This is a genomic window from Undibacterium sp. GrIS 1.2, from assembly GCF_040544435.1.
Lineage (GTDB): Bacteria > Pseudomonadota > Gammaproteobacteria > Burkholderiales > Burkholderiaceae_D > Undibacterium.
Genome location: NZ_JBEONP010000011.1, coordinates 89,889 through 114,278, shown reverse-complemented (window position 1 = coordinate 114,278; position 24,390 = coordinate 89,889). Strand labels below are relative to the sequence as shown.

Sequence of the window (24,390 nt, the reverse complement as noted above, 5' to 3'; positions counted from 1 at the left end):
TTTGATTCTTGACATACTTTGCTCTCCAAAATGATCCAGTCTGGACAGTGCATGAAATTATTTGCTGTTCATAGATGGTAGCGTTGGACGCTTACGGAGCAGTGCGGAAACGTCTTTGTCATTTGCTTCGGTGTCCAACGTGTTGATAAGGACCCGTTTGCGGTCGTTCAGACCATCATCTGGAAGATGATCAGTGCTTGCCGGTAACGCACGATATTCAATGACTAGTGGATGCATTTTGATGTCCAACGCAGAGATGAAGGGATCACCTTCATGGGTTCAAAAAATACTGAAATTATCATCCGCGATTCCCTATCGATCGTCCGGTTAGGTATCAATAGCTCTTTGACGGTATCCACTCACAATGGCTTTTAAGTCTGCTTGGGCGTCAGATAACGTACCATAGATTCCTTGACCAGCGATATTTTCCCAGAACGGCAATGACCATTGTGGGTCACTACTAGCGTTGCCCTTCACTAGATACTCGATTTGAAAATGGCCGTCAGAAGCACGCTGCCATATCAGAGTAAAGGAATCTCTCTCGGAATCATATTCTTCAACAACGAGCTGATCTACTGTGCTGGCTTTATTGAGCCAAATACCTCCGTGCCGCTCAGTCCATGGTTTACTCATGCTGATGCCTAACGCCGAAATGACGGGATCGCCACGACGGTCAAAAATTTAAGTGAAATAGTCATTGGCGATTCTCCGTCGATTGACCTGTTAGGCTGGTACATAAAACCCCCAGACATTCGCAGACAACTCGCCTGCCGCAAATAAAATATATCGGCCTGCGGTTTCAATTTCATATACTTCCATTGTGTGCATTTGGTGAGGATGGCTTGGATGTGGGAGTTGCACGAGTTCTTGTTCACTTTTTTTCCACTCGTGGTTCCATGGATTAACACCACTTACATTGATGTGATCACCTTCAACCACTACACCAACAGTTTTCCAAATAGTCATGCGTTGATGCCTAACGTTGATTTGAAAGGCGCGCGCGCCAATCAGCAAATGTTAAGAAGGCGAATATTCGCGCGTCATTTTCGAAAGTCATGTTAGGCATAGAATCTCGAATCCTCTGAAAGCATCTCCCAAAGCCTATCCCACCATACATCATATGCAGTCGGATTCGCATTGCACTCAGATCGACATCTAGCTGTAGCACCACAGAACTCCCTGAATTCATCTGTACTAGCAACACTAATATCGATAAACGTCATCCCTCCTTCATCGAGAGGTTCGTATATGCGCTCCATTACAAACTTTCTATTCTCGTCAAAGTGAGATCGTATTTTCTCAACGATATAGTGAAAGGCCACCGTGTTGAACCCAAGAATAACGTTCTGCGCAATGATGATTGATCCAGCCATTTACGACGCCTAACGATTGAATTGAGCGGCAGCCACCGCTGATAACATCAGTTTACTCAAATTTCGGGGCAGCTGTCCGCTTGAATGAATAGTTAGAAGGCATCATTTTATTTTTCAGTGCCTACGAAAGAAAAAATGACACCTATGAGCAAGCAAATGGCAATTGCCCAAGCCCAGAGAATATGAAAGAGCATGTGGACTGGCGCGTGAATAACGAATAATGATGAAAGCATTACCCAAGGAACAAAAAGAATAAGTCCAGTAAGACGCCTTGCCAAATTACTTTTTGGAACTGGACCGAATAATGTGAGCCAGGCAAATAGGCCTTCAGCTATCACGATGAGGCAAATGAATGTCACACGCAATGTCGGATGAGTCCAGTCGAGACGATCGTCCGACTTGTAGAAGAAATAGTTGTCTGGATTAAGGCTGAGCCGAATGATGTTTGCAATAGCCAGTAATGTGGCTACAGCGAGAATCTTGGTGTATCTCAGATTAGTGGAACTGTGTCTCATGTCTTCTAACGCAGAACTGACGGGGTCGCCGCCAAAGGTGTAAATAAAAGTGACTTCTTCATGGGCGACTCCCAGTCGAGTGTCTTGTTAGGGTTCAATCCGTGACTCCCAGGTGAAGAAGGAAATTTCGACCACCGCTCGAAATAGCGAAGTCCCGCCAGTGAGCTTCATACCACATAGTAGGAGAACTGAGAACCTCGTGCACCGTTACTTCGCCGTCAAATTGCGCGACCAATTTTCGTGCAAGATTCTCGGTTATGTTCTTGCCCACCCAAGCTCGATCATCTCCAAGCTTTGGCGAATATTCCATTTCGAACACCCAGGCATGAAGAACGTCGGCAAGAACTTGTATTGGCACTCCCTGGGTTGGCCTAGTTTCAATGTGCCAGTGTTCAGCTGGATGCGTACTACTCTTTCGGTGGTCGTGTAAAGACTCAAAATGTCGCGCCAAAGCGACTGCAAGAGATTCAGCTTGAGGCAGTACCTCCATTTCAAATGTATAGCTGTGGAAACCGGGAACGATTCTTACCGATTTAAGCACAGCAAAAATCGTTCTGAACAAGCCGATAAAGTGGAAAAATTTGGACGCTGACAGGTGGTAAATATTGAACGCTGTTTGACATTTTTGCGTTTCTTTCTCATTTAAGCGCCTGCGCAACTCGATCTCAGTCGACTCGTTGAATCCACGATCACCGTCCACCCACACCAAATTGCGCGATCCGTCGGGAAACAGGATGCTGGTGTCGTCCAGCGCCACCCATGTTTCCTTCTCTCGACCATTTGCGGCCAGCCAGCGCTCGATCTCAACCTGCCGTAGATGAAAATTCCCGTCCTCTGTCAACACGCTGTCCAAGCACGGTGTCACATCGATGATGCGTCTGCCGATGGCATCGGAAAAAAAACTACGAATGGCTGGCAACGTATAGTCGGTGCGCCAAGCGCTGGAGATTACAATTTGGACATCGGGGAAGTCACGCATGACTTTCTCGAACTGGGGAAGCTGCGATAGCGCACCAAATTCCCTGCTTAAAGGATGCAAAGTACCATCGAAGTCCAAAAAAAGAATCATACCAATTCCAATGCCATCAACATATCAAATTTTCCCATCCTATAAGCATCCACATCGCCATCAATCTCAACTTCGTGCTTAATTCGATTTATCGTGTCAAGGTCGCACAGTCTAGGAGAATTAAAATAACCCACCATCTAAATTTTGTTTCTTGGTTTGCCCCAAGAGCGCGAATTCAATTGCGCTTTTGGTTAATGGCAATCTATTGAGCGATTTCAATTTCGCCTTCAATTCCGGCAATTTTTGATAAATCTCCCATAAATGTAATTTGTGAGACCTATGTCTGTCATAAAGAGCCAACGCAATGCGTCGCACTTCGTTAGCAAGACACTGATCTCGCTTGTCCCAGTCGATAGATGAATAATTTCCACGCAAAGCAGAAGCCAGGTTTGAAGTTTTATCTCGCAGCCATTCCCTATCATTTCGATACAACCATGCATAGGTAGCCGGTGCCAATGCTCGTATGATTTTCAGCCCTGAATTTCTATTTTCATTTACTAAAGCATCCCACTCTGCACGATGTTTCATTAATCGATTTGTTTGTTGAGCCACCTGCCAAGAAAGATGCAATCCCACTTCAGTACGTAGAGTTGTTGTTACCAATTGTATTGAAATAGAATATTTTTCAGAGACAGTTTGTTTTTCTAAGCCAATACGTAAATCTGCAACTAATTTTTTCCGGATTTCTTCTTTTAATATTTTCGGGCGTCGCGAAATTTCAATTCCTGCCTTTGTGGCCCAAACCATGCCGGTGGAAGTGTCAATTTCAACCCGTGCTGCGGCCTTAGTAATTGAAAGCTTTTCAGTCTTTAATAGCGACAGAAATTGCTCACGCCGAATATCGATTAGCTGCGCCGTTTCCGTTGACACAGTCGCCGGAAATTCGAATATCGCCTTTTGCAATTGTCCAGTGCTTTTAGAGTAGGTGCGCATGAAGTCATCCCAGTCTTGAAATAGCCACTTAGCTATTAGAAGATGTCTCAATGGATGCGTTCCAGACCGTGGCAACCGCAACATGCGATTCATTTGCATTTCCGCTTGGTGTGCATTTTCTGGAAATCCAATTAACAAATTAGTGGCACGTAAAACCGAAGTCGCTTGAAAGTATGACCGTCCTATTTTGACTAAATTTAGTTGTCCACTATTTTTCTTTAGGCCATGATTCTTTAACCCCTCGTGGTAAGTATCAAGTAATCGTTGCGCATCAAAATGAAAGCCAGCGGGTAAATAACTATATGCCAGAACTATTTCTGAAAATGCACGCATTTCGATTAGTGATTGAGATACCAAATCATTAGTGTAGAAAGTAAATGCTGAAGTCAGAATATCTTCACTGGGAAGATACCAAAGAAATCGCCCAACGCCATTCGATTTGACCAAAGATTCCAAAAGAGGTATTCGATGAGTGGGGCAAGTCCAAACTCCAGGATATTGATGGTCCAGATGCCAATACGAGATATGATGATTCTTTTTGTCAGCCTCAATACATTCTGTACAAGCTTTTAACGGATGGTTAGCTCGAAAACGGCTAGTCAAAATTCCAAGACGGTATTTCAAAGATTGAACCGTGTCGCTCTTCATTGAAAAAATCGCCAATTCCTGATCGGATACCGGTCGAAATGGAAGGTAAAAAGGTAGGATTGTGTGCTCACGAATGATCTCAATAGCACTTCCTATTGAATATCCTGACCGACGAGCAAACTCTTCAATGCGGCACGGGAAATCATGTTGATAACCAGCTCTAGGGGCTCCAAAGAGTTGATTGCACGTTGCTGATGATCTGGAGTTCGCTGAATATAGGTGGTATCGACTTCCTAAACTAAATAGAAGTTCGTTTGGAAGCCAATTCGGAATTCCCGCTAATGGAAAGAGGTCTGATTGGCTACTTGGCATTTACGTAGATGCAAATCCATCGGTGAATGTTCATTCAAAAGTAGATACTGCATCAAAATATGTCGCATGCCAAGGATAAAAAAAACGTCTCAATTTAGAAATAATCTAAAGCGTTTTTTGTGTTCTGAAGTTAATTATCTTTCGATTCACTAGAAATATTGAACACTGATGGAAGTTCTGATCTTTAGCCGGAAAGATTTGCGGCACGGGTTCACAAGAAGTTAAGCCAGGCTTAGTGGAGTGTTCCGAAGTATATTTCGAGCGAACATGACCTGTCTCTTAATAATAAAGTCTTTACATAGCTAATAAAGTCTTTACATTAATAATATAGTTGCATCATGCGCTAGAAGATTTATTCTAAGCTACTGCATTCAAATTCCTATGTCATGGCAAAGCGTAGATACGAATTCGACGAGGCAAAACATGCGCGCTTCCTCAGGGAAGGGCGCGGCCAGGGCACCGGCATCGATTATTTGCCCTGGCTAACTATTTACGATGTTCCATCTCAGGGCCGTGTTGCCCGCATTCCGGGCATCAAATCTGGCCGCCTTCACCACACTTTTTCTGATATCGAAAGCAATCTTCTTAGACTCTTGGAGGTTCTGTCGCGTTGTTTAGCTGAGACCAGCTCTTGCAGACACGACGAGGGTGTACCTTTACGCTGGACGGACCTGTCCTACCAGGGCATAGAATTGTTGCGCAAATGACAGGTCCGCAAGACCATCAGTGTCAAACTGACCTTTTCGAATCATGTGCATGAGCTCGATGCCAGCGAGCACTGCGCTGGCCGATCGAAAAGATTTGAAGTTAAGCATCGGTTTGGTTATCCGCTTGATGCCGCGGTGGTCCTGCTCAACGATGTTGTTGAGATACTTGACCTGGCGCACAACGATAGGCTGAACGCGGCCAATATTGATCGCATCAATGGCAGCCTTGTTGGCTCCGCTCTTATCCATTGCGACCTTGTCAGGATCCCCGTTCGCTCCCATCGCTTTGTTAAAAAAGCGCTTTGCCGCAGCCATGTCGCGTTTGGCTGTCAGCAGGAAGTCCACGGTCATGCCCTGCTTATCCACGGCGCGGTAGAGATATTTCCAAGCGCCTTTCACCTTGATGTATGTCTCATCCATACGCCAGCTGCCGCCAAGCGGGCGCTTATATCTGCGCGCCATCTTTTCGATGAGCGGCAGAAAGCGGATAGCCCAGCGGTTGATTGATGAGTGATCGACCGACACGCCGCGCTCTTCCATCATTTCCTCCAGATGCCGATAGCTCAACGGGTAAGCGGCGTACCACCGGGTGCACACCAAGATCACATCGATCGGAAAGCGCATCCCTTTGAAGCTGATCATGTCAATTTTTCCTGCGTTTGGGCATCGCAGTTTACCTCATCGGCTCCACTAACCTCACTAATGCGACAGAACCGTCCTCGTGTCCTGTCTATTCTATGACCCGCTAGTTTAGGCTCGAAAACTCTTGTGAAACTCGGCAATCGCTGTTAACCTTCGTCTGCTTGATTTGATTGCTACTCCGCAACGACTTGATTAATATCAGGGAAGGATAGCCATAAGATACAAGGGGTTGCAGTTATTTGCAGCCCTTTTTCTTTTGGACTTTAGCAGTCTCACTTCATTTGTCAGTGCCTACAACACGAACAAATCATTACATCGCAATGAATCACGTTCATAGCGCGTCTTCCGGATATGGAAACGCGATGTAACTGTCAACATCATTCGAATTTTAAATTGAACCGTGAGTTTCTTTGACTTAGGGATATCGACGACTAAATCTTCTAGGTATGGACAGGACAATTGTCGTTTCGATGCAGCTAGTCTGACAAGTCCTGCAAGAGCTCGCATAGAACGTGTACCACTCAAAATAATACGGATAGAAAGATGGCTGGCTTAATGAACGACGCACGTAAGGTTTCGGAACAAATCGATATTGTCTATTTATGGGTAGACGGTTCAGATCCGATGTGGCAAATAAAACGGGAGCAGGCGTATGCTCACTGGATAATAGAAAATCCAGACGAGTTAGCAGCGCACGGAAACACGGCTGGCAGATATCGCGACAACGGAGAGCTGCTATTCAACCTACGCGCATTGGAAAAGTTTTTTCCTGAGCACGGTCACGTTTATATCATCAGCGATGATCAGACTCCATCATGGCTGCGTTCGTCGGAATACATCACTATCATTAATCATCGAGATTTGATTCCGAACATGGCAGGATCGGTGTTTGACTCAGGTCATATAGAGTCTTACCTGCATCATATCCCTGACTTGTCAGAAAAATTTATCTATCTCAACGACGATGTTTTTTTCGGTGCGAAAGTCGATATTGATTGGTGGTTTGGTGACTGTCTGAGAATTTTTTCTGAGACAAAATCAATACCAGACTATGAAGTCTTACAACCCGATGAGTCGGCGTTGGTCAATGCGTCAATACTATCGAGGAATTGGCTCTCACAGCGCTATTCGACCTACAGTCATGATCCCCGCGTTTATTCGCACTCCCCCCGTCCCATGCTCCGCAGTGCAATGTTTGCGCTTGAACAAATTGCACCAGAATTATTCGAACGGGTACGTTCAACAACATTCCGCTCATGGCGATCGCCCGCAATCGTTCCCGATCTAGTTCCACGCTGGATGGTACACATAGGGGTTGCCCAACAAATAGTATTAGATCCTTTGCATATAAATACTGGCGACAATCATGCCAAACGACAGTTCGATGCTCTACTTGCCAACTTTGGCGAGCTACCGTTTTTTTGTATCAACGATACCTGTGATGATGCGCCAGAAAACGACTTCCGCTTGCTTCGCGTCGTCCAGACTCTGAAAAAATTGCTACCTGAACCATCGAAGTTTGAGCTGTTGTTCCGAGATTCGATGACTTCATCGTCCGTTGATTTCTGGGAGCCTAAAACCGGCGCAATGGTCTTCTCCTAATTTTATAAACAATAGTTCCGCTTGCGAACTTTTTTTGTTTCTACAATGACCGCTCGACTGTTCGACATCCAATTTAACCATCAATTGAATTGATATCAATCCGCTTGAATATCCTCGTTAGCATTATTCCGTACAAACCCCTGATCTTGAATTTGAAACGCTGAGGCGGCGATATTTTTTGTATTCGCGTTAGTCACACGCCATTGCACTTGATTGTTGTGGTCAGCAATCACTAAAGGTAAGTGTAGGTTTTTGCTCCAGCAGATTTTGCTTTCCTGATTATTGCGGCTCAGGCTGTACCAGGTGCAGGCTGAAATCGGCTTCTCTTCCAGTACTGGCGTTGTGGTAGTGCTCAGTTGGTATTGCGCCGTTGGTCTGCTTAAGGAATGCGACAGGCTAAACCAGTCAGTGAAATGGCCGATACGATATAAATTAGTACGATCAATATCTGTGCGGATCTTGCGCTTGAGATCAAGCACTATCATGCTCCATTCTGTCTGTTTTGCTGGCTTAAAAATAAATGTCTCGACGGCGTCGTCGGTACGGCGCTTTAGTTGTTGATTGCGGTCACGCCAGATATCAACTTGATGTGTTTTTCCATCTAACGAATAAGTCGCCTGGTAATGCAACTGGCGTGACTCACCTTTGTCATTGAAGGTTTTATCAAAATCTAGTCCGGCAGCCTGACTACTCGCGGCAAATACAGTTGTTGCGATTATAAAAAAAACCCGCGCCAGGCGCGGGCTCACCGTGTTGAACGATTTTACTTGCATCAATTTCATAGATAATTAGTATTGAATAGATCAGTTACGAACTGCTTGTGCGTAGTCAAAATAACGGTAAGTTTTACCATCGATGGTCAAGTCTTTTACGACTAAATTGACTGAGTAGCTGCCATTGCTGTATGCAGTATCAATGGTAACGCCGGTTGGATCAGTAGGCAGTTTAAAAGTCAGTCCTGTGGATGGTGTGGTCGGATTCAGGATCGATGGTTTTACTACCAATGAAGATGTCGTCGCAGGTTTAAGTAATGCTTCGCTGAGCACGCGTCCATCGGCTTGCGGCATAGATTGTCCCAAGATATAAGCAACTGTGGGTGCTACGTCTACGTTACCGGTTGGGTTGCTGATAGTGATGCCTGTGCGGAAAGCCGGGCCGTTGGCGATCAAGGTATTATGTACATCGATCGGGCTGAAGCTGCCATGCATGCCGCGATTGCCGCCGGTACTTTCAAACTCAATGCCTGGCAAACCATTGACTAATTGTTGCGAATCCCAATTGAAGCTCACCACCACATCCGGCTGCCCTTTGCTGGAACGTACACTGTTTTCCAGATTGATCATCGCCATCGGCAATGTGCCTGGAATCGCACCGTAACGACTATCAACAAAGATCGCACCATATTCTTCACGTGATTGCAAGAAGCGCACAACATTGGTCACTGTAGTCAGATCATGATCTGGCATGTAGAGGTAATCAGAGCCACCGTTAGCCGCGATCACGATGCCGTTGGCTGGCAATGTTGCCGGTACTTTAAAACTGGCAACCGGTGTAGCTAAAGTCGCGCTGATTGCTTGATATTTAGCGTTGGTAGTGCCGCACAAAGTACCTGTGGTGTCGACACCGACGTTATACACATTGCTGCCATCAGATTTAATACCGTACATGGCACTCGTGCTGCAACCGTTACCATCAAATGCTTTGAAGCCAGCAAATGTCAATAAATCGGCAGTACGTACATCACCAGAAACTGAGAAACCAGTAACAGAATCTTTAGCGCCCAGCGTCGCATTGGTTACACCACTGGTCACTGTTGTGCTTGCGTTGATTGCGCGCAATGGGAACAAACTGGTTGGGCCAGATACATTGCTGTGTGCGTGATCAGACACCACAATAATATTTGTCGTTGTATCCAAACCAGCTGCCTTCAAACCAGCTTGCAATTCACCCAAACGCGTATCTTGTGATGCCAGCGCTTTACGGTAATTAGCTGAACCTGGTCCATAAGCATGCTCAGTATTATCTGGTGTGCGGAACCAGATTAAAGACAAGTCTGGTAATTTTTTCGGCAAGATGAAACTGGTATAAATGTTCATCATGTATTTGTTGGCAGCGTCTTCTGGATTGCCTTGCGTTGTATCGGTCGCATCTTTGGCTTGCAGGCCATTTGGTAAGGCAAACGTCAATGCACCAGCACGCGCTGTTGGATTGCCGTTAGTGGCGCTGAGCGTCACTGTGCCAGCCGGATAAGCAAAGGTCGTATTCAGCGGTAAAGCATAATTAGCAGCCTGCAAATCGGTCACCAGAGATTGCGGCAATACCGCGTTCTCATCAAGAAAAATCCCGCCGCGACCAAGATCTTGAATAAACGCAGCGCCAGATTTACCGATAGTGGCTGTTTTCAGACCTGCATCTTGTGCCGTCTTAAATAAGGTTTTGACTAACAATAATTGACCACCGTAATAATCATTGAGCGTGCTCAATACAGCGTAATCTTCTGTAAATACCGGATCTTGATAATCCTGAGCATTGCCTGCTGCTGACTTGCCAACAGGAATAGCTTGAGTAGCGCCAGCTTGTGGCGGCGTCCAGAATGTATTGCCGTAGAAACCGCTAGTTTTTGGAAAAGAACCGGTTGCAAAAGACGAACCATTCATCATTGTGAAGGTTGGATAAGTCGAATGATGATCGGCAAATTGCACACCTTGTTGACGCAAGGCATACAGGTTAGGAGTGTCGGTTGGATTGACTGAATCTGGACGCAATCCATCCCACACCATGATGATGGTGCGTTGTACTGCAGGTGTCACTGGAGGAGGCGTTGCAGGAGCACTGGCAACATTACTGGAACCGCCACAACCAGCTAGCGAAGCAAGTACAGCTGCCAGGCTGAGAACTAATACAGATTGACGCATAATAGGATCTCTTGAAGTTGATGATGAATAAAATAAATAACAGCAAAATAAACATCAGCAAAACAACCAGCTATGCAAGTACAGGCATCGTAAGCGTACGCAAAGCATGCGTAGGAAAGCGCACAGTTGAGGCTGACATTTAATTGGATAAAATTTGGTAAGAACGAATTAGCAAAAACGTCTAAAGAAAACGTGGGCAAAGACGCGATCAAAAACACCGCCAAAACAACATTAATGAGGTTGCAATGTTAAAGAGTGCGAATGACAGTGAAGTGACGCTGACATGACAAATTAATGAAAAATGTAACAATTGTTACAATTAAAACTGACAGAGATGTAATAGAGCTTATTTTCTTAGTCTATTTTTAGGCTTGTAGTTTGGTCTTGCGGAGATGAGTAGCAATGATCAATTGGTAGTTATAGCGTAGCCTTAGGATGCAGTAGATCTATTTTCGATCTCTTCAACAACATGGTTTGAAAGGCGACAAAGAGTTTATTCATGTGCTCTAATTTGTAAGAGAAGACGCCAGCTGCATCAAAAGCATGCACAAAGCCGGTATTGTCTATCTCAAAAATCAACAACCGACCGTCTTGGGTTTCTGCGCAATCAATTACGGCATAGTCGAGCTGCAAACGCTCATTTATCGCAGAAAATGCTACACGGTGACGCTGCGCAAAGCTCTCATCAAAGCCATCCATGAACTGAGATTCTTCAGCGCGCTTGGCAGCACTCTCCTCCATACCTGCATTCATATAATGGATGACCCAATTGTCTGACAAAGCCATATGACAAATATAAGGATGGCCATCAATCAAGGCGACCCGATATTTACGAAACAATCCATCCTGGCTACGATAATCAACATAAGCTGCCAGATAGAATAGCTCATCGAATGACTCACTAGTATGTGCTTGCAAATAAGCGCTCATCGCGCTGACGTTATCCAGCTTTGCCAGTCCCTTGCCGCCGTGGGAATCTAGCGGACGGATAATCAGTGGGAATTTAAGCTTGATTGTTAATGCAGAATTGGTATCGGCGTAGTCAAGCGCAAATTGTTGCAATTCCTGACGTGACAAGCGTAGCGACACTGGAATCCTCAACGATGCTGCTGACAAGGTAGCACCCAGCAGATCACTGACGCCATTGCGGGATAGTACGGCAATACGTACGGGATGATTTAACACCGGGCGAGGCCAATTTTTTAACTTAGCGCTGATCTGATGTAAAAGCGGATTATTCTGATCCGATTGACTGACGGCCACAAACAAGATGTCGTGCTCAGGGACTGACTCAGGAAACGCTAGGTTGTCTCCCAGATAAATCAAATCCACAGCGATATCTGATCCCTCCAGTAAGAAATCGACAGGCGTGTTGTCCATCATTTCGCCCGCGCGCAACAGCACCAACATTCTTAAAGCAACATGACCGCTGGGTGCCGCCATTCGATAATGCTGACTCAAGCCCAGTGCCTTGGCTTGTAATTCCAGCGCCAATGGCGTGTTACCAGAAAGTTGAAAGAATACCGCCAGGCTCATCAGCATAGTAGCGTCATCCGGGCTGCTGGCAGCGCGACGGACATAGGGCGAAAGATCAATACCGTTGTGCGCCATCCGCATCAGGCATGCCAAACCGAGCAACGGCGGATTATCGTCAGGAGGCGAAGAAATCAAGACCAAGGCGACCACTCCGTTATCTTAATGAACTCGTGGTTTTAGTATTAAAGCAATACTCATGATCCACTACTGATGAATAAATACTCGTATCTAGTATATTTTAATTACCCATAGAATAACTGGACAATAAGGCAATTTTAATAAAAATAATGGGGAGTATATTAAAAATAAGTTATCGTTAACGACTTAGGCATTAGAAAAAACGCTTTTCATCCTACTCTCTCAAAACGCTTTTGCGACAATTCTAAGGATGATTTTTATAGCATTACTACAACATCAAATTCAAATGGTGGTGGTACACTTTTGTACCTTAGGCGTTTCTCAATTGCACTATAAAACTAGATGCACCGTAAGAAGCTATCACCTCATTACCTTAACTGAGCAATGTAATTGAGGTCTTGATTAGTCTCTTACTTTTTAAAATGTAATTGCACTGCTAAGCCTGAAAAATTCACCCACAAGAGGATGCGCTATGAACTGGTTCTATGACTTAAAAATTGGTAAAAAATTGATATTAGGTTTTGCCATCGTCATTGTAATGGCCTGCTTTTTAGGTATTTTCTCGATAGCGCAACTTGTTAAGGTCAACAACGCATCAACTGACATTGCTACCAATTGGTTACCTAGCATCACGGCTGGCGGACAAATGCAAACATCGCTTGCACGTTTTCGTATTTCTGAATCCACCCACATTATGTCTGCTGAGGAATCTGAAATGACCGCGACCGAAAAATCATTGGCGACCCGGCTGGAGATATTTCGAAAACAGCAGGCAGTTTATGCAGCCTTAGTTTCAGAGACAGAAGAAAAACGCATCTATCCAGAACTCGAAAAAACTATAGAAGACTATCTAAGCACAAATAAGAAAATGCTTGCTCTGTCCCGTGAGGGAAAAAAAGATGAGGCTCGGGTGATTTTTCGTACCGACTCTAGTAAGTTATTTCGTGACGCAACAGAAAAAATCGACGCGCTGATCAAAATTAATACGGACGGTAGTAACGCCTCAAATAAATCAGCAGACGAAGCTTATGTCCTATCGCGTACGCTGATCATCGGCATACTGATCTCGCTGATCATCATTGGGATTATGTTAGCGATGTTTATTGCGCGCACTGTCTCTGTGCCGTTAAACGAAGCTGTCAGCATTGCGAAACGGGTAGCCGAGGGTGATCTCACTGGCACTATCGTCTCCTCAAGTACCGACGAAACCGGCCAACTGATGGAATCACTTCGTGCCATGAACGACAGCCTGCTGCATGTCGTCGGGCAGGTACGCTTGGGTACAGATACGATTGCCACAGCGTCATCCGAAATCGCCAGCGGCAATTTAGATTTATCCAGCCGTACAGAAGAGCAAGCCAGCTCGCTTGAAGAAACTGCCTCTGCAATGGAAGAGCTAACTTCTACCGTCAAGCAAAATGCCGACAATGCCCGTCAAGCCAATCAACTTGCCCAATCAGCATCCGGAATTGCTACCGATGGAGGCAAAGTTGTCGGCGAAGTGATCGCTACCATGGAATCGATCAGCGCATCATCTAAAAAGATTGTCGATATCATCAGCGTAATTGACGGCATTGCGTTTCAAACCAATATTCTCGCTTTAAACGCCGCAGTCGAAGCCGCCCGCGCGGGTGAGCAAGGTCGTGGCTTTGCGGTAGTCGCCTCTGAGGTGCGCAATCTGGCGCAGCGCAGCGCGGCGGCAGCCAAAGAAATCAAATCACTGATTGACGATTCTGTACAAAAAGTCGATTCCGGTACCACCTTAGTTCAAAAAGCTGGCACGACGATGGCAGAAGTCGTCGCCAGCGTGCGCCGCGTCACCGACGTCGTTGCAGAAATTTCTGCTGCCAGCAATGAACAAAGTACCGGCATCGAGGAAGTCAATCTGGCGATTACGCAAATGGACGAAGTCACGCAGCAAAATGCCGCACTGGTAGAGCAAGCCGCCGCCGCAGCGCAATCCATGCAAGAACAGGCAGCCAACCTGGCATCCGTCGTCAGCATATTCAAGCTTGATGCAGCGCATAGATATACGGCGATATCAGCTTAAGTCTTGGCTTACACACGAGTCTGAGGCGCACTCTCGTGCGATAACGCAATTTGACAAAACTGGTCACGACGCGATCGCACGAAAGTAAGCGCTTCCAAAACACAACGAGCAAAATCAAGCATAGCTATGAGTAAGCTTCGTAGGTCAAAAAATCTCAACTAGATATACTCCCCGATTTTTAATAAAAATACTGGTCATTGCCCAATGATCCTATGGACACATTAAAAATACAGGGGTAGGGTATATAAAATATCAGCTAGCGACATGACCAGCCATACCTTCTTCACACGATAATAAGGACCATGTCAGTCTCTGAACTTCATCGGCGGGTTACATTTAGAAGACAGGTGTCATCACGCCAATATAATTTGTTACAAGTTGGTACTTCTGGGAAATTCTTTTACCTGAGGTTGATGCAATACTCTGCCCCAAACTTGCAACGGGCATACTTTGGTTTGTTGACATTGGTATTTGCGTTAAACATTACGTGCGAAATTGCGTGTAAAAATTACTTTCAAAAATTCTTAAAAAATCCTCCGCCCTAAAAGGACTTCAATGAGCAATATGAATAACGATCTCAGCAAGGGAAAAAACCCCGGCTCGGCCAGTAACGGTAAATGGTTTTTATGGCTGGTAGTCGTCATTGCCCTGATTGCGGCGGCTTGGTTTGGCTGGAATCATTGGCGCAATCCTGCGGCGACGGGCACCACAGGCGCGGCTGCTGAAGGTGCCCCCCAAACTGGGCGCGGACCGGGTGGACCTGGAGGGCCTGGTGGCCCAGGAGGACGGCAGCGAGGCATCACCACTGTCGTTGCCAGTCCGGCAGTGAGTGGCAGTATGGATATTTCGGTCAATGCTCTAGGTACAGTAACGGCGCGGAATACCGCGATAGTTCGTGTGCAAGTGTCTGGTCGTTTAGAGCAAATATTTTTTCAAGAAGGTCAAAGTGTGAGAGCAGGACAGGTATTAGCGCAGATTGATCCGCGTACCTTTCAGCTACAGCGCGATAGCGCCAAAGCCCAATACGACAAAGATCTGGCGCAGTTAAATGTCGCCAAACTGGATTTGGTTCGTTATAAAACTTTACTGTCACAAGACTCGATCGCATCACAACAAGTTGATACTCAAGCAGCGCTGGTAGCACAAAATCAGGCGACTGTGGCATCCGACGCAGCGGCGATTGCGCAAGCCCAATTACAACTGGGATATACCAAAGTCACTGCGCCTATTGCTGGCAAAGTCGGCCTGCGCCAAGTCGATGTCGGCAATCTGGTGCAGACTTCGGATGCAAACGGTCTGGTGGTGATTAATGAAGTCAATCCGATTAGCGTTGTATTTTCAGTCCCCCAACAAAGTTTGCCATCCGTGATCAGAGGTATGAAAGGGACAGAGCCCTTAATCGCAGAAGCCTGGAGTGCAGACAACCGCAGAATGCTGGGTACCGGCAAGCTTAAAAGTGTGGATAACCAAATTGATACAACGACTGGCACCATCAAACTAAAAGCAGAATTTACCAATGACGATGACAGCTTATTCCCGAATCAATTTGTGAATATCCGCTTAGTCACGAAGAAACTCGATAACGTCACACTGATCCCATTGACGGCTGTGCAGCAAGGTACTAACGGCCCTTATGTGTATGTCGCCAAACCAGATAACTCCGTCACTCTGCGCCAGATCGAAACCGGTGCTGCGGATGCAAAATCTGTCGCCGTGATTAAAGGTGTCGAGCTAGGCGAATCAGTGGTCGTTGACGGCACAGACCGCTTAACTGACGGGATGAAAGTACAAGTAGTGGCGCAACGTGTCGTACCAACGGCAGCAGCACCAGGAGGAAAACATCGCGGTGGAAAACGTCCTGATGGCGCTGGCTCTGCTGGAGCATCGGCTGCAAGTTCTGTAGCAAGTTCTGCAGCAAGTACGTCAGGAACTGCGAACACTGATACAGCACCAAAAGATGGACACAAAAATGAGCAGAAAGGTGAACAGAAAGCTGGCGGTCGTCCACAATGAATATTTCACGCATCTTTATTGAGAGGCCAGTCGCCACGGTGCTGTGCATGGTGGCGGTATTGTTGTCCGGCTTGCTGGCCTACCGCCAATTACCTTTAGCAGCATTACCGCAAGTCGATTATCCGACCATTCAAGTCAGTACTTTGTACCCCGGTGCTAGCCCGGATGTGATCGCCTCCACCATCACTGCGCCGCTTGAGCGCCAGTTTGGGCAGATGCCGGGTTTGACGCAAATGTGGTCAGCCAGCTCTGGCGGCGGCTCCAGTATTACGCTGCGATTTGATTTGTCGCTGAGTCTGGATACGACGGAACAAGAAGTCCAGGCAGCAATCAATGCAGCCGCCAGCCTGTTGCCAAAAGACTTACCGCAACCGCCGGTGTACAACAAGGTCAACCCGGCAGATGCACCGATTCTGACGTTAGCAGTGACGTCCAGTACCTTGCCTTTAACGCAGTTGCAGGATTTGGCCGATACCCGCATGGCGCAAAAAATTTCGCAACTACCGGGTGTTGGTCTGGTGACCTTAAGCGGTGGACAAAAACCTGCCGTTCGGCTGCAAGTTAATCCGCGCGAAGTCACTGCACGTGGTCTGACTTTGGACGATATCCGTACCGCCATTTCGGTACAAAATGTGTTTCAGGCTAAAGGGAGTTTTAACGGTGCTGAACGCGCATCCACACTAGATGCCAATGACCAGTTGAAATCGGCGGAAGAATATCGCAACGTCGTGATTGCATACAAAAATGGCGCGCCGATTCGTATCTCTGATGTTGCTTCTGTGGTGGACGGCGCTGAAAATATCCGTCTGGCAGCATGGGCAAATAAATCCCCGGGCATCATCATCAACGTGCAGCGTCAGCCAGGTGCCAACGTCATTCAGACAGTTAACCGGATTCAGGCGCTACTGCCATCCTTGCGCGCTAGTTTGCCTAGCGCGGTAGAACTGGTCACCCTGACCGACCGCACCACCACGATTCGTGCTTCGGTCAATGATGTGCAACTGGAATTAATTTTTGCGATCTTACTGGTGATTGCGGTGATTGCGATTTTCTTGCGCAGCGCGCGCGCCACCCTCATTCCCGCTGTCGCTGTGCCACTGTCATTGATCGGTACTTTTGGTGTGATGCATCTGGCGGGATTTTCCGTCAATAACCTGACCCTGATGGCACTGACCATTGCAACCGGTTTTGTGGTCGATGATGCAATTGTGATGGTAGAAAATATCGCACGCTATATTGAAGAAGGTGAAACGCCGATGCAAGCGGCACTCAAAGGATCGAAGCAAATCGGTTTTACAATTATCTCTTTGACGATTTCACTGATTGCAGTGCTGATCCCTTTGCTGTTTATGGGCGACGTCGTAGGCCGTTTATTCCGCGAATTTGCTATCACCTTAGCAGTCGCGATATTGATTTCCGCAGTCGTATCATTGACGTTAACACCAATGATGTCATCGCGCTGGCTGCACGCACATGATGAAGAAAAAGAGGGACGTATTTCGCGCGGAATTGGTAATGCGATCAACTCGGTTATTGCAGGATATGACCGCACTTTATGCTGGGTATTAGACCGGCAAAAATTAGCCCTCTTAGTCGCAGCTGCCACACTGGTCGTCACGGTTCTGCTCTATATGTTAGTACCAAAAGGATTTTTTCCATCCCAAGATACAGGCGTTATACAGGCTACAACCGAAGCCTCACAGTCCATCTCTTTCAGCGCGATGGCAGATCGTCAGCAAGCAATGGCGGCAGCATTACTAGAAGACCCTGCAGTAGAAAGTCTGTCCTCATTGATTGGTGTTGATGGCACGAATACCACGGTCAATAGTGGTCGCATGCTGATCAATCTCAAGCCCTTAGAAAGCCGGGATCGCGCACCTGCGGTGATCCAACGTTTGCAAGAACTGGCAAAAAAAGTACCGGGCATCCGCTTGTATTTGCAACCAGTACAGGACTTAAGTATTGAAGACCGGACTACCCGTACTCAATATCAATTTACCGTTGACAGCACCCGCTCTGCCGATCTGGCGACATGGATACCAAAGCTACTGGATAAACTTAATACGCTGCCGGAGTTACAAGATGTGGCAACAGATTTTCAAAATAACGGCTTACAAGCGTATATTGAAATCGACCGTGATGCGGCATCCCGCCTAGGTATCTCTGTCTCTGCTATCGACAACGCTTTGTACAATGCCTACGGTCAGCGACTAATATCGACTATCTTCACTCAGTCAAATCAATACCGTGTAGTGCTGGGTGTACCTAGCCAATTTCAAGCAGGCCCTGATGCACTATCAATGCTATCTCTTACCGGCAATAACGGTGTGCAAGTGCCACTAACATCGATTGCACGAGTGAGTGAACGCCCCACTCCACTGGTCTTAAATCATCTGGATCAGTTCCCGGCTGCAACCATCTCTTTTAATCTGGCGCCCGATGCATCTTTAGGTGAGGCGGTCGATGCGATTGATCAAGCGAAGATCGATGTAGGTCTACCTTTGTCTATCAGAACTAATTTCCAAGGTGCGACGCTGGCGTTTCAGGCAGCATTGTCTAATCAACTTTGGCTCATCCTGGCGGCAGTCGTCACGATGTATATCGTGCTGGGTGTGCTGTATGAAAGTTTTATTCACCCTGTGACGATTCTATCGACCTTACCGTCCGCAGGGATCGGTGCTTTGCTCGCACTGCTGGTGAGCGGCAATCAATTGGGTGTGATTGCCATCATCGGCATCGTGCTGTTGATCGGTATCGTGAAAAAGAACGCGATCATGATGATTGACTTCGCACTCGACGCGCAACGTAATCAAGGTATGTCACCTTTGGACGCGATACATCAGGCATGCCTGCTGCGCTTCCGCCCGATTTTGATGACCACTTTAGCTGCCTTACTAGGTGCTTTACCATTGATGCTAGGTAGAGGTATGGGATCAGAATTGCGTCATCCACTGGGGCTGACCATGGTCGGTGGTTTGATTGTCAGTCAGTTCCTGACCTTGTACACCACGCCAGTTATTTATCTTGCCTTTGATCGCTTAGTACAAAAGCGTAAACCGCCAAAGCAAAAATCTGCATCTTTAGTATCGCCAGCATCATCAGCTTCACCATCCCAGCCTGCAACTGATACGCCGACGACACCATGAGCTACCAACGTATTTTAATTGGTCGTCCGATTGCGATTACCTTGCTGACGCTGGCCTTGGTATTGGCAGGCGGCGTTGCCATGCTACAGTTGCCGGTAGCGCCTTTACCGCAAGTCGATTTCCCTACCATTACAGTCTCAGCCGGTCTACCGGGCGCTAGTCCGGAGACCATGGCGGCGACCGTCGCTACGCCGTTGGAGCGTGCTCTAGGCTCGATTGCCGGGGTCACCGAGATGACTTCGTCAAGCTCACTGGGTTCTACCCGCGTTACCTTGCAATTTGATTTGTCACGCGACATTGATGGTGCTGCAAGAGACGTGCAGGCCGCAATCAATGCATCGGTCGGTACCTTGCCGAGTAGTTTGCCGCGCAACCCGACTTATCGCAAAGTGAATCCGGCTGATCAGCCCATTCTGACTTTATCGCTGACCTCTGATCAGCTTGGTCGTGGTGAATTGTATGACGTAGCATCGACCTTGCTGGCACAGCGTATCGCCCAGGTAAAAGGCGTTGGCAATGTCGATATTGGCGGCGGTGCTTCACCTGCTGTGCGGGTACGCGTCAATTTGCCAGAACTTGGCCGCATGGGTCTGTCACTGGAAGCCGTGCGCACTGCTATTTCTGCAGCAAATGTGGCGACCCCAAAAGGTAGTCTGGATGATGGCGAGCATAGCTGGTTTGTAGCGACCAACGACCAATTAAAAAAAGCGGATGACTACAAGAGAATCATCGTCCGCTGGCAAAACGGTGCCGCCATTTATCTGGGCGATGTAGCTGAAGTCAAAGACATGCAGCAAGACTTGTACAACTTAGGTGTCACTAATGAAAAGCCCTCGGTACAGCTACAAGTCTTCCGTCAGCCGGGCGCCAATATTATCGATACGGTAGAGGCGATCAAAGCCATCTTGCCTATGCTACGCGCTACTGCACCAGCCAATGTCGATATTGATATGCCGCTGGAACGTACAACGACCATCCGTGCATCCTTGCATGAGGTCGAACGTTCGTTGGCGATTTCTGTTGGTCTGGTGGTGCTGGTGGTATTTTTATTTTTACGTAACCCAAGTGCTGTATTAATCCCTGCGGTAGTCGTACCCGTGTCACTCATCGGTACGTTTGCGGTGATGTATTTGATGAATTACAGCCTGGATAATTTATCCTTGATGGCATTGACGATTGCCACAGGTTTTGTAGTGGACGATGCAGTGGTGGTGTTGGAAAACTGTATGCGTCATATCGAAGAAGGACATTCACCAATCCGTGCCGCAATGCGCGGAGCAGGTGAAGTTGGCTTCACGGTAGTGTCGATGACGATATCACTAGTCGCTGTATTTATTCCAATTCTGGCAATGGGCGGAATTATCGGTCGCTATTTCCGAGAATTTGCAGTGACCTTATCGGCGGCAGTATTAATCTCTATGGTGGTATCGCTAACGACGACACCGGTCATGTGCGCTTATCTATTACGCAAACCGAAAAAATTAAGCGAAGAAGAAAAGCAGCAAAAAAACAAACGGGGATGGCAAAAAATATCCGCCTGGTTTGCACCGATGGCGGTGTGGCTAGAAAATGGTATGAACAGGCTGCAGGCTGGTTACGGCAAGTCTTTGAACTGGGCACTCAATCACACCAAAACCATGCTGTTACTTTTTTTCATTACGGTATCGGCTAACGTATGGCTGTATGTGATCGTTCCTAAAGGCTTTTTCCCACAACAAGATATCGGCATCTTAGTTGGAGGTGTGCAGGCGGATCAGAGTATTTCGTTTGCTGCAATGAGCGAAAAGCTCAAATCGCTAGTCACCATTGTCAAAGACGACCCGGCTGTTGCCAACGTCATGGCCTACACCGGCGGCTCCCGCAGTAACGGTGGATTTATGTTCGTAGTGCTGAAACCGTTGAAGGAACGCGGTGTCTCTGCGGATGTGATTCTGAATCGCTTACGACCAAAATTAGGACGCATCGCTGGTGCTAATTTGTTCCTCCAGGCAGCAAGTGATATCCGTATAGGCGGCCGCCAAAGTGACGCAGCTTATCAATATACCTTGCAATCAGATGATCTCGATCTGCTCAGAAAATGGGAACCGATCATCCGCGCAGCAATGTCACAAATACCCGAACTCACCGACGTGAATACCGATGCACAAGAAAAAGGTATTCAAACCCGTTTGGTCATTGATCGTGACGCAGTAGCGCGGCTGGGGCTAAATATGCAAATGGTGGACGCGACCTTGAGCGATGCATTTGGTCAGCGTCAGATATCCAATATTTATCAGGATCTGAACCAATATACGGTCGTGATGGAAGCTATGCCAGCCTATCTGAAAGGGCCGGAAGCCTTGCGCCAGATTACCCTGGTGACAGCGCAGGGCAACATCGTGCCTTTGTCTGCCGTAGCACAATGGAAGGGTGCCAACACGGCGCTATCGGTCAATCATCAAGGCGGGTTCGCAGCATCCACCGTCTCATTCAATCTGGCGCAGGATGTCTCTTTGAGTCAGGCGACGCAGGCGATTGATGTCGCATTGATGAACGCAGGTGTGCCAAATACAGTCCGGGCGACTTTCCAGGGGAGTGCGAAAGCTTTCCAAGATTCCCTCAGCAACCAACCTATGTTGATTCTGGCGGCGCTGCTGGCAATTTATATCGTGCTGGGTATTTTGTATGAAAACATGGTCCATCCGATTACGATTTTATCCACCCTGCCATCTGCCGGCTTAGGCGCCTTGCTCGCCTTAATGTTATGCGGTAGCGAGTTCAGTGTGATTGCCTTTATTGGTGTGATCTTGCTGGTCGGTATCGTCAAGAAAAACGCGATCATGATGATTGACTTTGCCATCGTCGCTGAGAAGCGTGATGGCCTCGATGCTAGAACGGCGATTCATCAGGCATGCCTATTACGCTTGCGCCCCATTTTGATGACGACTGCTGCAGCGATGCTTGGGGCGCTGCCACTGGCACTTGGTAGTGGCGACGGTGCTGAGCTACGTCGCCCGCTGGGCATTGCCGTCGTCGGCGGTCTGCTAGTTAGCCAATGGCTCACGTTGTACACCACACCTGTCATGTATCTGGTACTCGATTGTCTGCGTCTTAAATTTAAGCGCTGGCGTCATCCAAACTTAGATAAGCTCAGTGGCAACCGCAGTGACAATCACGTTGACAACTACATTGATCCCGCGACTGCGCAAACTAATCGCCCTAACCTGATTCCTGGAAAACTGCCATCATGAAACTAAAGGCTACGTCTACATTCTGTCCGCGCTCTGCGGCTACGGTTGGCACACTCACCATTGCCATTGCAGCTGTGCTAGTTAGCTTGAGCGGCTGCAATATGGCGCCAGACTATCGTCGTCCCGACATGGCATTGCCTGCACAATATAAAGAAAGTTTGCCGGCCAACTGGCAGTTCGCTCAACCATCGGATGATGCGCATAAAGGCAATTGGTGGCAACAATTTAATGATCCTATGCTCGATCAGTTAATGACGGGATTGGAAGCGTCCAATCAAAACCTGGCCATTGCGCAAGCACGCTGGAGGCAAGCCTCTGCCTTGTCTCAGCAAGCCCGCGCCAGTCTTTTCCCGACGATTGGTGTGCAAGCCAGCGCGACCCGTTCTGCAAGCGGTAGTAATAGTAGTGGCAGCAATAGCGCCAGTAATGGCTCAAGTAATAATGTAACCAGCTCTGGGAGCAACATTAGCAATAGCACGCAAGTGGGTGGCACTTTAAGCTGGGAAGCCGACATCTGGGGACGTGTGCGGCAGCAAGCGAATTCCCAAAGTCTCACCGCACAATCGAGTCTCGCGGATTTAGCTAATACTCGGTTGAGCTTGCAGGCAGAATTAGCGATAGATTATTTTTCCCTACGGGTCGCATCAGCTCAAGACACCCTGCTCAAAGAAAGTGTCGCCGCCTATAAATCATCGCTGGAGTTAACCCGTAATCGCTATGCCGCCGGTGTCGCAACAAAGTCGGATGTATCACAGGCAGAAACCCAATGGCTGTCTACCTCAACCCAGCTCGCTGACAATCAAATCACTGTTGCTCAGCTCGAACATGCGATTGCTGCTTTGCTTGGCAAACCCGCTACTGGTTTTTCGCTGGCACCAGAGGCCGAGCAAACCGGTGCGCAAATGTTAGCGATTCAACTGCCGAGTATTCCTGTTGAATTGCCAGCCAGCTTGCTAGAGCGTCGCCCTGATATTGCCTCGGCAGAACGACAAGTTGCCGCAGCCAATGCCAGTATTGGCGTAGCTAGAGCAGCCTTATTCCCGGTATTGAATTTGTCCGCCGATGCGGGTTATCGTGGCAGCAATTTGTCTGGCTTGTTTGATGTCGCACATCAATTCTGGTCGCTTGGACCTAGCCTTGCGTTAACCGTTTTTGATGCCGGTGCCAAGCAAGCTGCCGTCGATCAGGCCAGAGCAAGCTTTGATCAGGCATCCGCCAATTATCGACAAACTGTTTTAACCGCATTGCAAGGAGTGGAAGATCAGTTAGTCGCATTGCGTTTGCTGCAACGCGAGGCCGATTTACAGAAACAAGCTGTAGCGTCTGCCAACGTCGCCCTCAATTTAGTTACGAATCAATATCGTGCGGGAACTGTACCTTATCTGAATGTCTTGAGCGCACAGCAAACCCAGCAAAACGCCAGAAGCAGCGAGATCAATATTCGCGGACGCCAATTGAGCGCGACAGTACAATTGCTCAAAGGTTTGGGCGGTGGCTGGCAGGGACTCGATGCAGAAGCGAACAAAAATAGCGCGATGGATAAAATAACTAGCCGATAATC

15 protein-coding genes are annotated in these 24,390 nt (G+C 47.5%); 6 read left to right on the top strand and 9 right to left on the bottom strand.

Annotated features, from left to right (window positions below):
• Positions 1–57 precede the first annotated feature (57 nt).
• The 6 genes from AAKU61_RS06970 to AAKU61_RS06945 form a co-directional block, all read right to left on the bottom strand.
• The gene (locus AAKU61_RS06970) at positions 58–237 is read right to left on the bottom strand and encodes a hypothetical protein (protein ID WP_354330794.1); all 180 of its coding nucleotides are present in this window, start codon (positions 235–237) and stop codon (positions 58–60) included.
• A 90-nt stretch (positions 238–327) separates the two neighbouring features.
• Positions 328–633, bottom strand: a complete 306-nt coding sequence (locus tag AAKU61_RS06965) for a hypothetical protein (RefSeq protein WP_354330792.1) — start codon at positions 631–633, stop codon at positions 328–330.
• 90 nt (positions 634–723) lie between these two features.
• Positions 724–966 carry a hypothetical protein gene (locus tag AAKU61_RS06960; protein ID WP_354330790.1) on the bottom strand — a complete coding sequence of 81 codons (243 nt, stop codon included), beginning with the start codon at positions 964–966 and terminating at the stop codon, positions 724–726.
• Positions 967–1,982: 1,016 nt separating this feature from the next.
• Positions 1,983–2,957 (bottom strand): HAD domain-containing protein, encoded by a 975-nt coding sequence (locus tag AAKU61_RS06955; protein WP_354330788.1) that lies wholly within the window; start codon positions 2,955–2,957, stop codon positions 1,983–1,985.
• Positions 2,958–3,077: 120 nt separating this feature from the next.
• Positions 3,078–4,850: a TnsD family Tn7-like transposition protein gene (locus AAKU61_RS06950; protein WP_354330786.1), complete on the bottom strand. Its 1,773-nt coding sequence runs from the start codon at positions 4,848–4,850 to the stop codon at positions 3,078–3,080.
• A 656-nt stretch (positions 4,851–5,506) separates the two neighbouring features.
• Positions 5,507–6,199, bottom strand: coding sequence for an IS6 family transposase (locus tag AAKU61_RS06945; protein ID WP_354330784.1), 693 nt, complete (start codon positions 6,197–6,199; stop codon positions 5,507–5,509).
• 543 nt (positions 6,200–6,742) lie between these two features.
• Here AAKU61_RS06945 and AAKU61_RS06940 point away from each other — a divergent pair.
• Positions 6,743–7,801 carry a stealth family protein gene (locus AAKU61_RS06940; protein WP_354330782.1) on the top strand — a complete coding sequence of 353 codons (1,059 nt, stop codon included), beginning with the start codon at positions 6,743–6,745 and terminating at the stop codon, positions 7,799–7,801.
• Positions 7,802–7,896: 95 nt separating this feature from the next.
• Here the strand turns inward: AAKU61_RS06940 and AAKU61_RS06935 are convergent, their stop codons facing one another.
• From AAKU61_RS06935 to AAKU61_RS06925, 3 genes are all read right to left on the bottom strand, one after another.
• Positions 7,897–8,583, bottom strand: coding sequence for a hypothetical protein (locus AAKU61_RS06935; protein WP_354330781.1), 687 nt, complete (start codon positions 8,581–8,583; stop codon positions 7,897–7,899).
• Positions 8,584–8,604: 21 nt separating this feature from the next.
• Positions 8,605–10,716 carry an alkaline phosphatase family protein gene (locus AAKU61_RS06930; protein WP_354330779.1) on the bottom strand — a complete coding sequence of 704 codons (2,112 nt, stop codon included), beginning with the start codon at positions 10,714–10,716 and terminating at the stop codon, positions 8,605–8,607.
• Between the two features lie 417 nt (positions 10,717–11,133).
• A complete protein-coding gene (locus AAKU61_RS06925; protein WP_354330777.1) occupies positions 11,134–12,393 on the bottom strand; it encodes an ATP-grasp domain-containing protein in 1,260 nt (419 codons plus the stop codon).
• A gap of 469 nt (positions 12,394–12,862) precedes the next feature.
• Between AAKU61_RS06925 and AAKU61_RS06920 the strand changes: the two genes are divergently transcribed.
• From AAKU61_RS06920 to AAKU61_RS06900, 5 genes are all read left to right on the top strand, one after another.
• A complete protein-coding gene (locus tag AAKU61_RS06920) occupies positions 12,863–14,440 on the top strand; it encodes a methyl-accepting chemotaxis protein (protein WP_354330775.1) in 1,578 nt (525 codons plus the stop codon).
• Positions 14,441–15,004: 564 nt separating this feature from the next.
• Entirely contained in the window at positions 15,005–16,453 is a 1,449-nt protein-coding gene (locus tag AAKU61_RS06915) for an MdtA/MuxA family multidrug efflux RND transporter periplasmic adaptor subunit (RefSeq protein WP_354330773.1), read from the top strand.
• Positions 16,450–19,599, top strand: coding sequence for an MdtB/MuxB family multidrug efflux RND transporter permease subunit (locus AAKU61_RS06910; protein WP_354330771.1), 3,150 nt, complete (start codon positions 16,450–16,452; stop codon positions 19,597–19,599). The genes AAKU61_RS06915 and AAKU61_RS06910 overlap by 4 nt, the downstream gene beginning before the upstream one ends.
• A complete protein-coding gene (locus AAKU61_RS06905) occupies positions 19,596–22,829 on the top strand; it encodes an efflux RND transporter permease subunit (protein ID WP_354330770.1) in 3,234 nt (1,077 codons plus the stop codon). Before AAKU61_RS06910 ends, AAKU61_RS06905 begins: the two co-directional genes overlap by 4 nt.
• Positions 22,826–24,388, top strand: coding sequence for an efflux transporter outer membrane subunit (locus AAKU61_RS06900; RefSeq protein WP_354330768.1), 1,563 nt, complete (start codon positions 22,826–22,828; stop codon positions 24,386–24,388). The genes AAKU61_RS06905 and AAKU61_RS06900 overlap by 4 nt, the downstream gene beginning before the upstream one ends.
• Positions 24,389–24,390 lie beyond the last annotated feature (2 nt).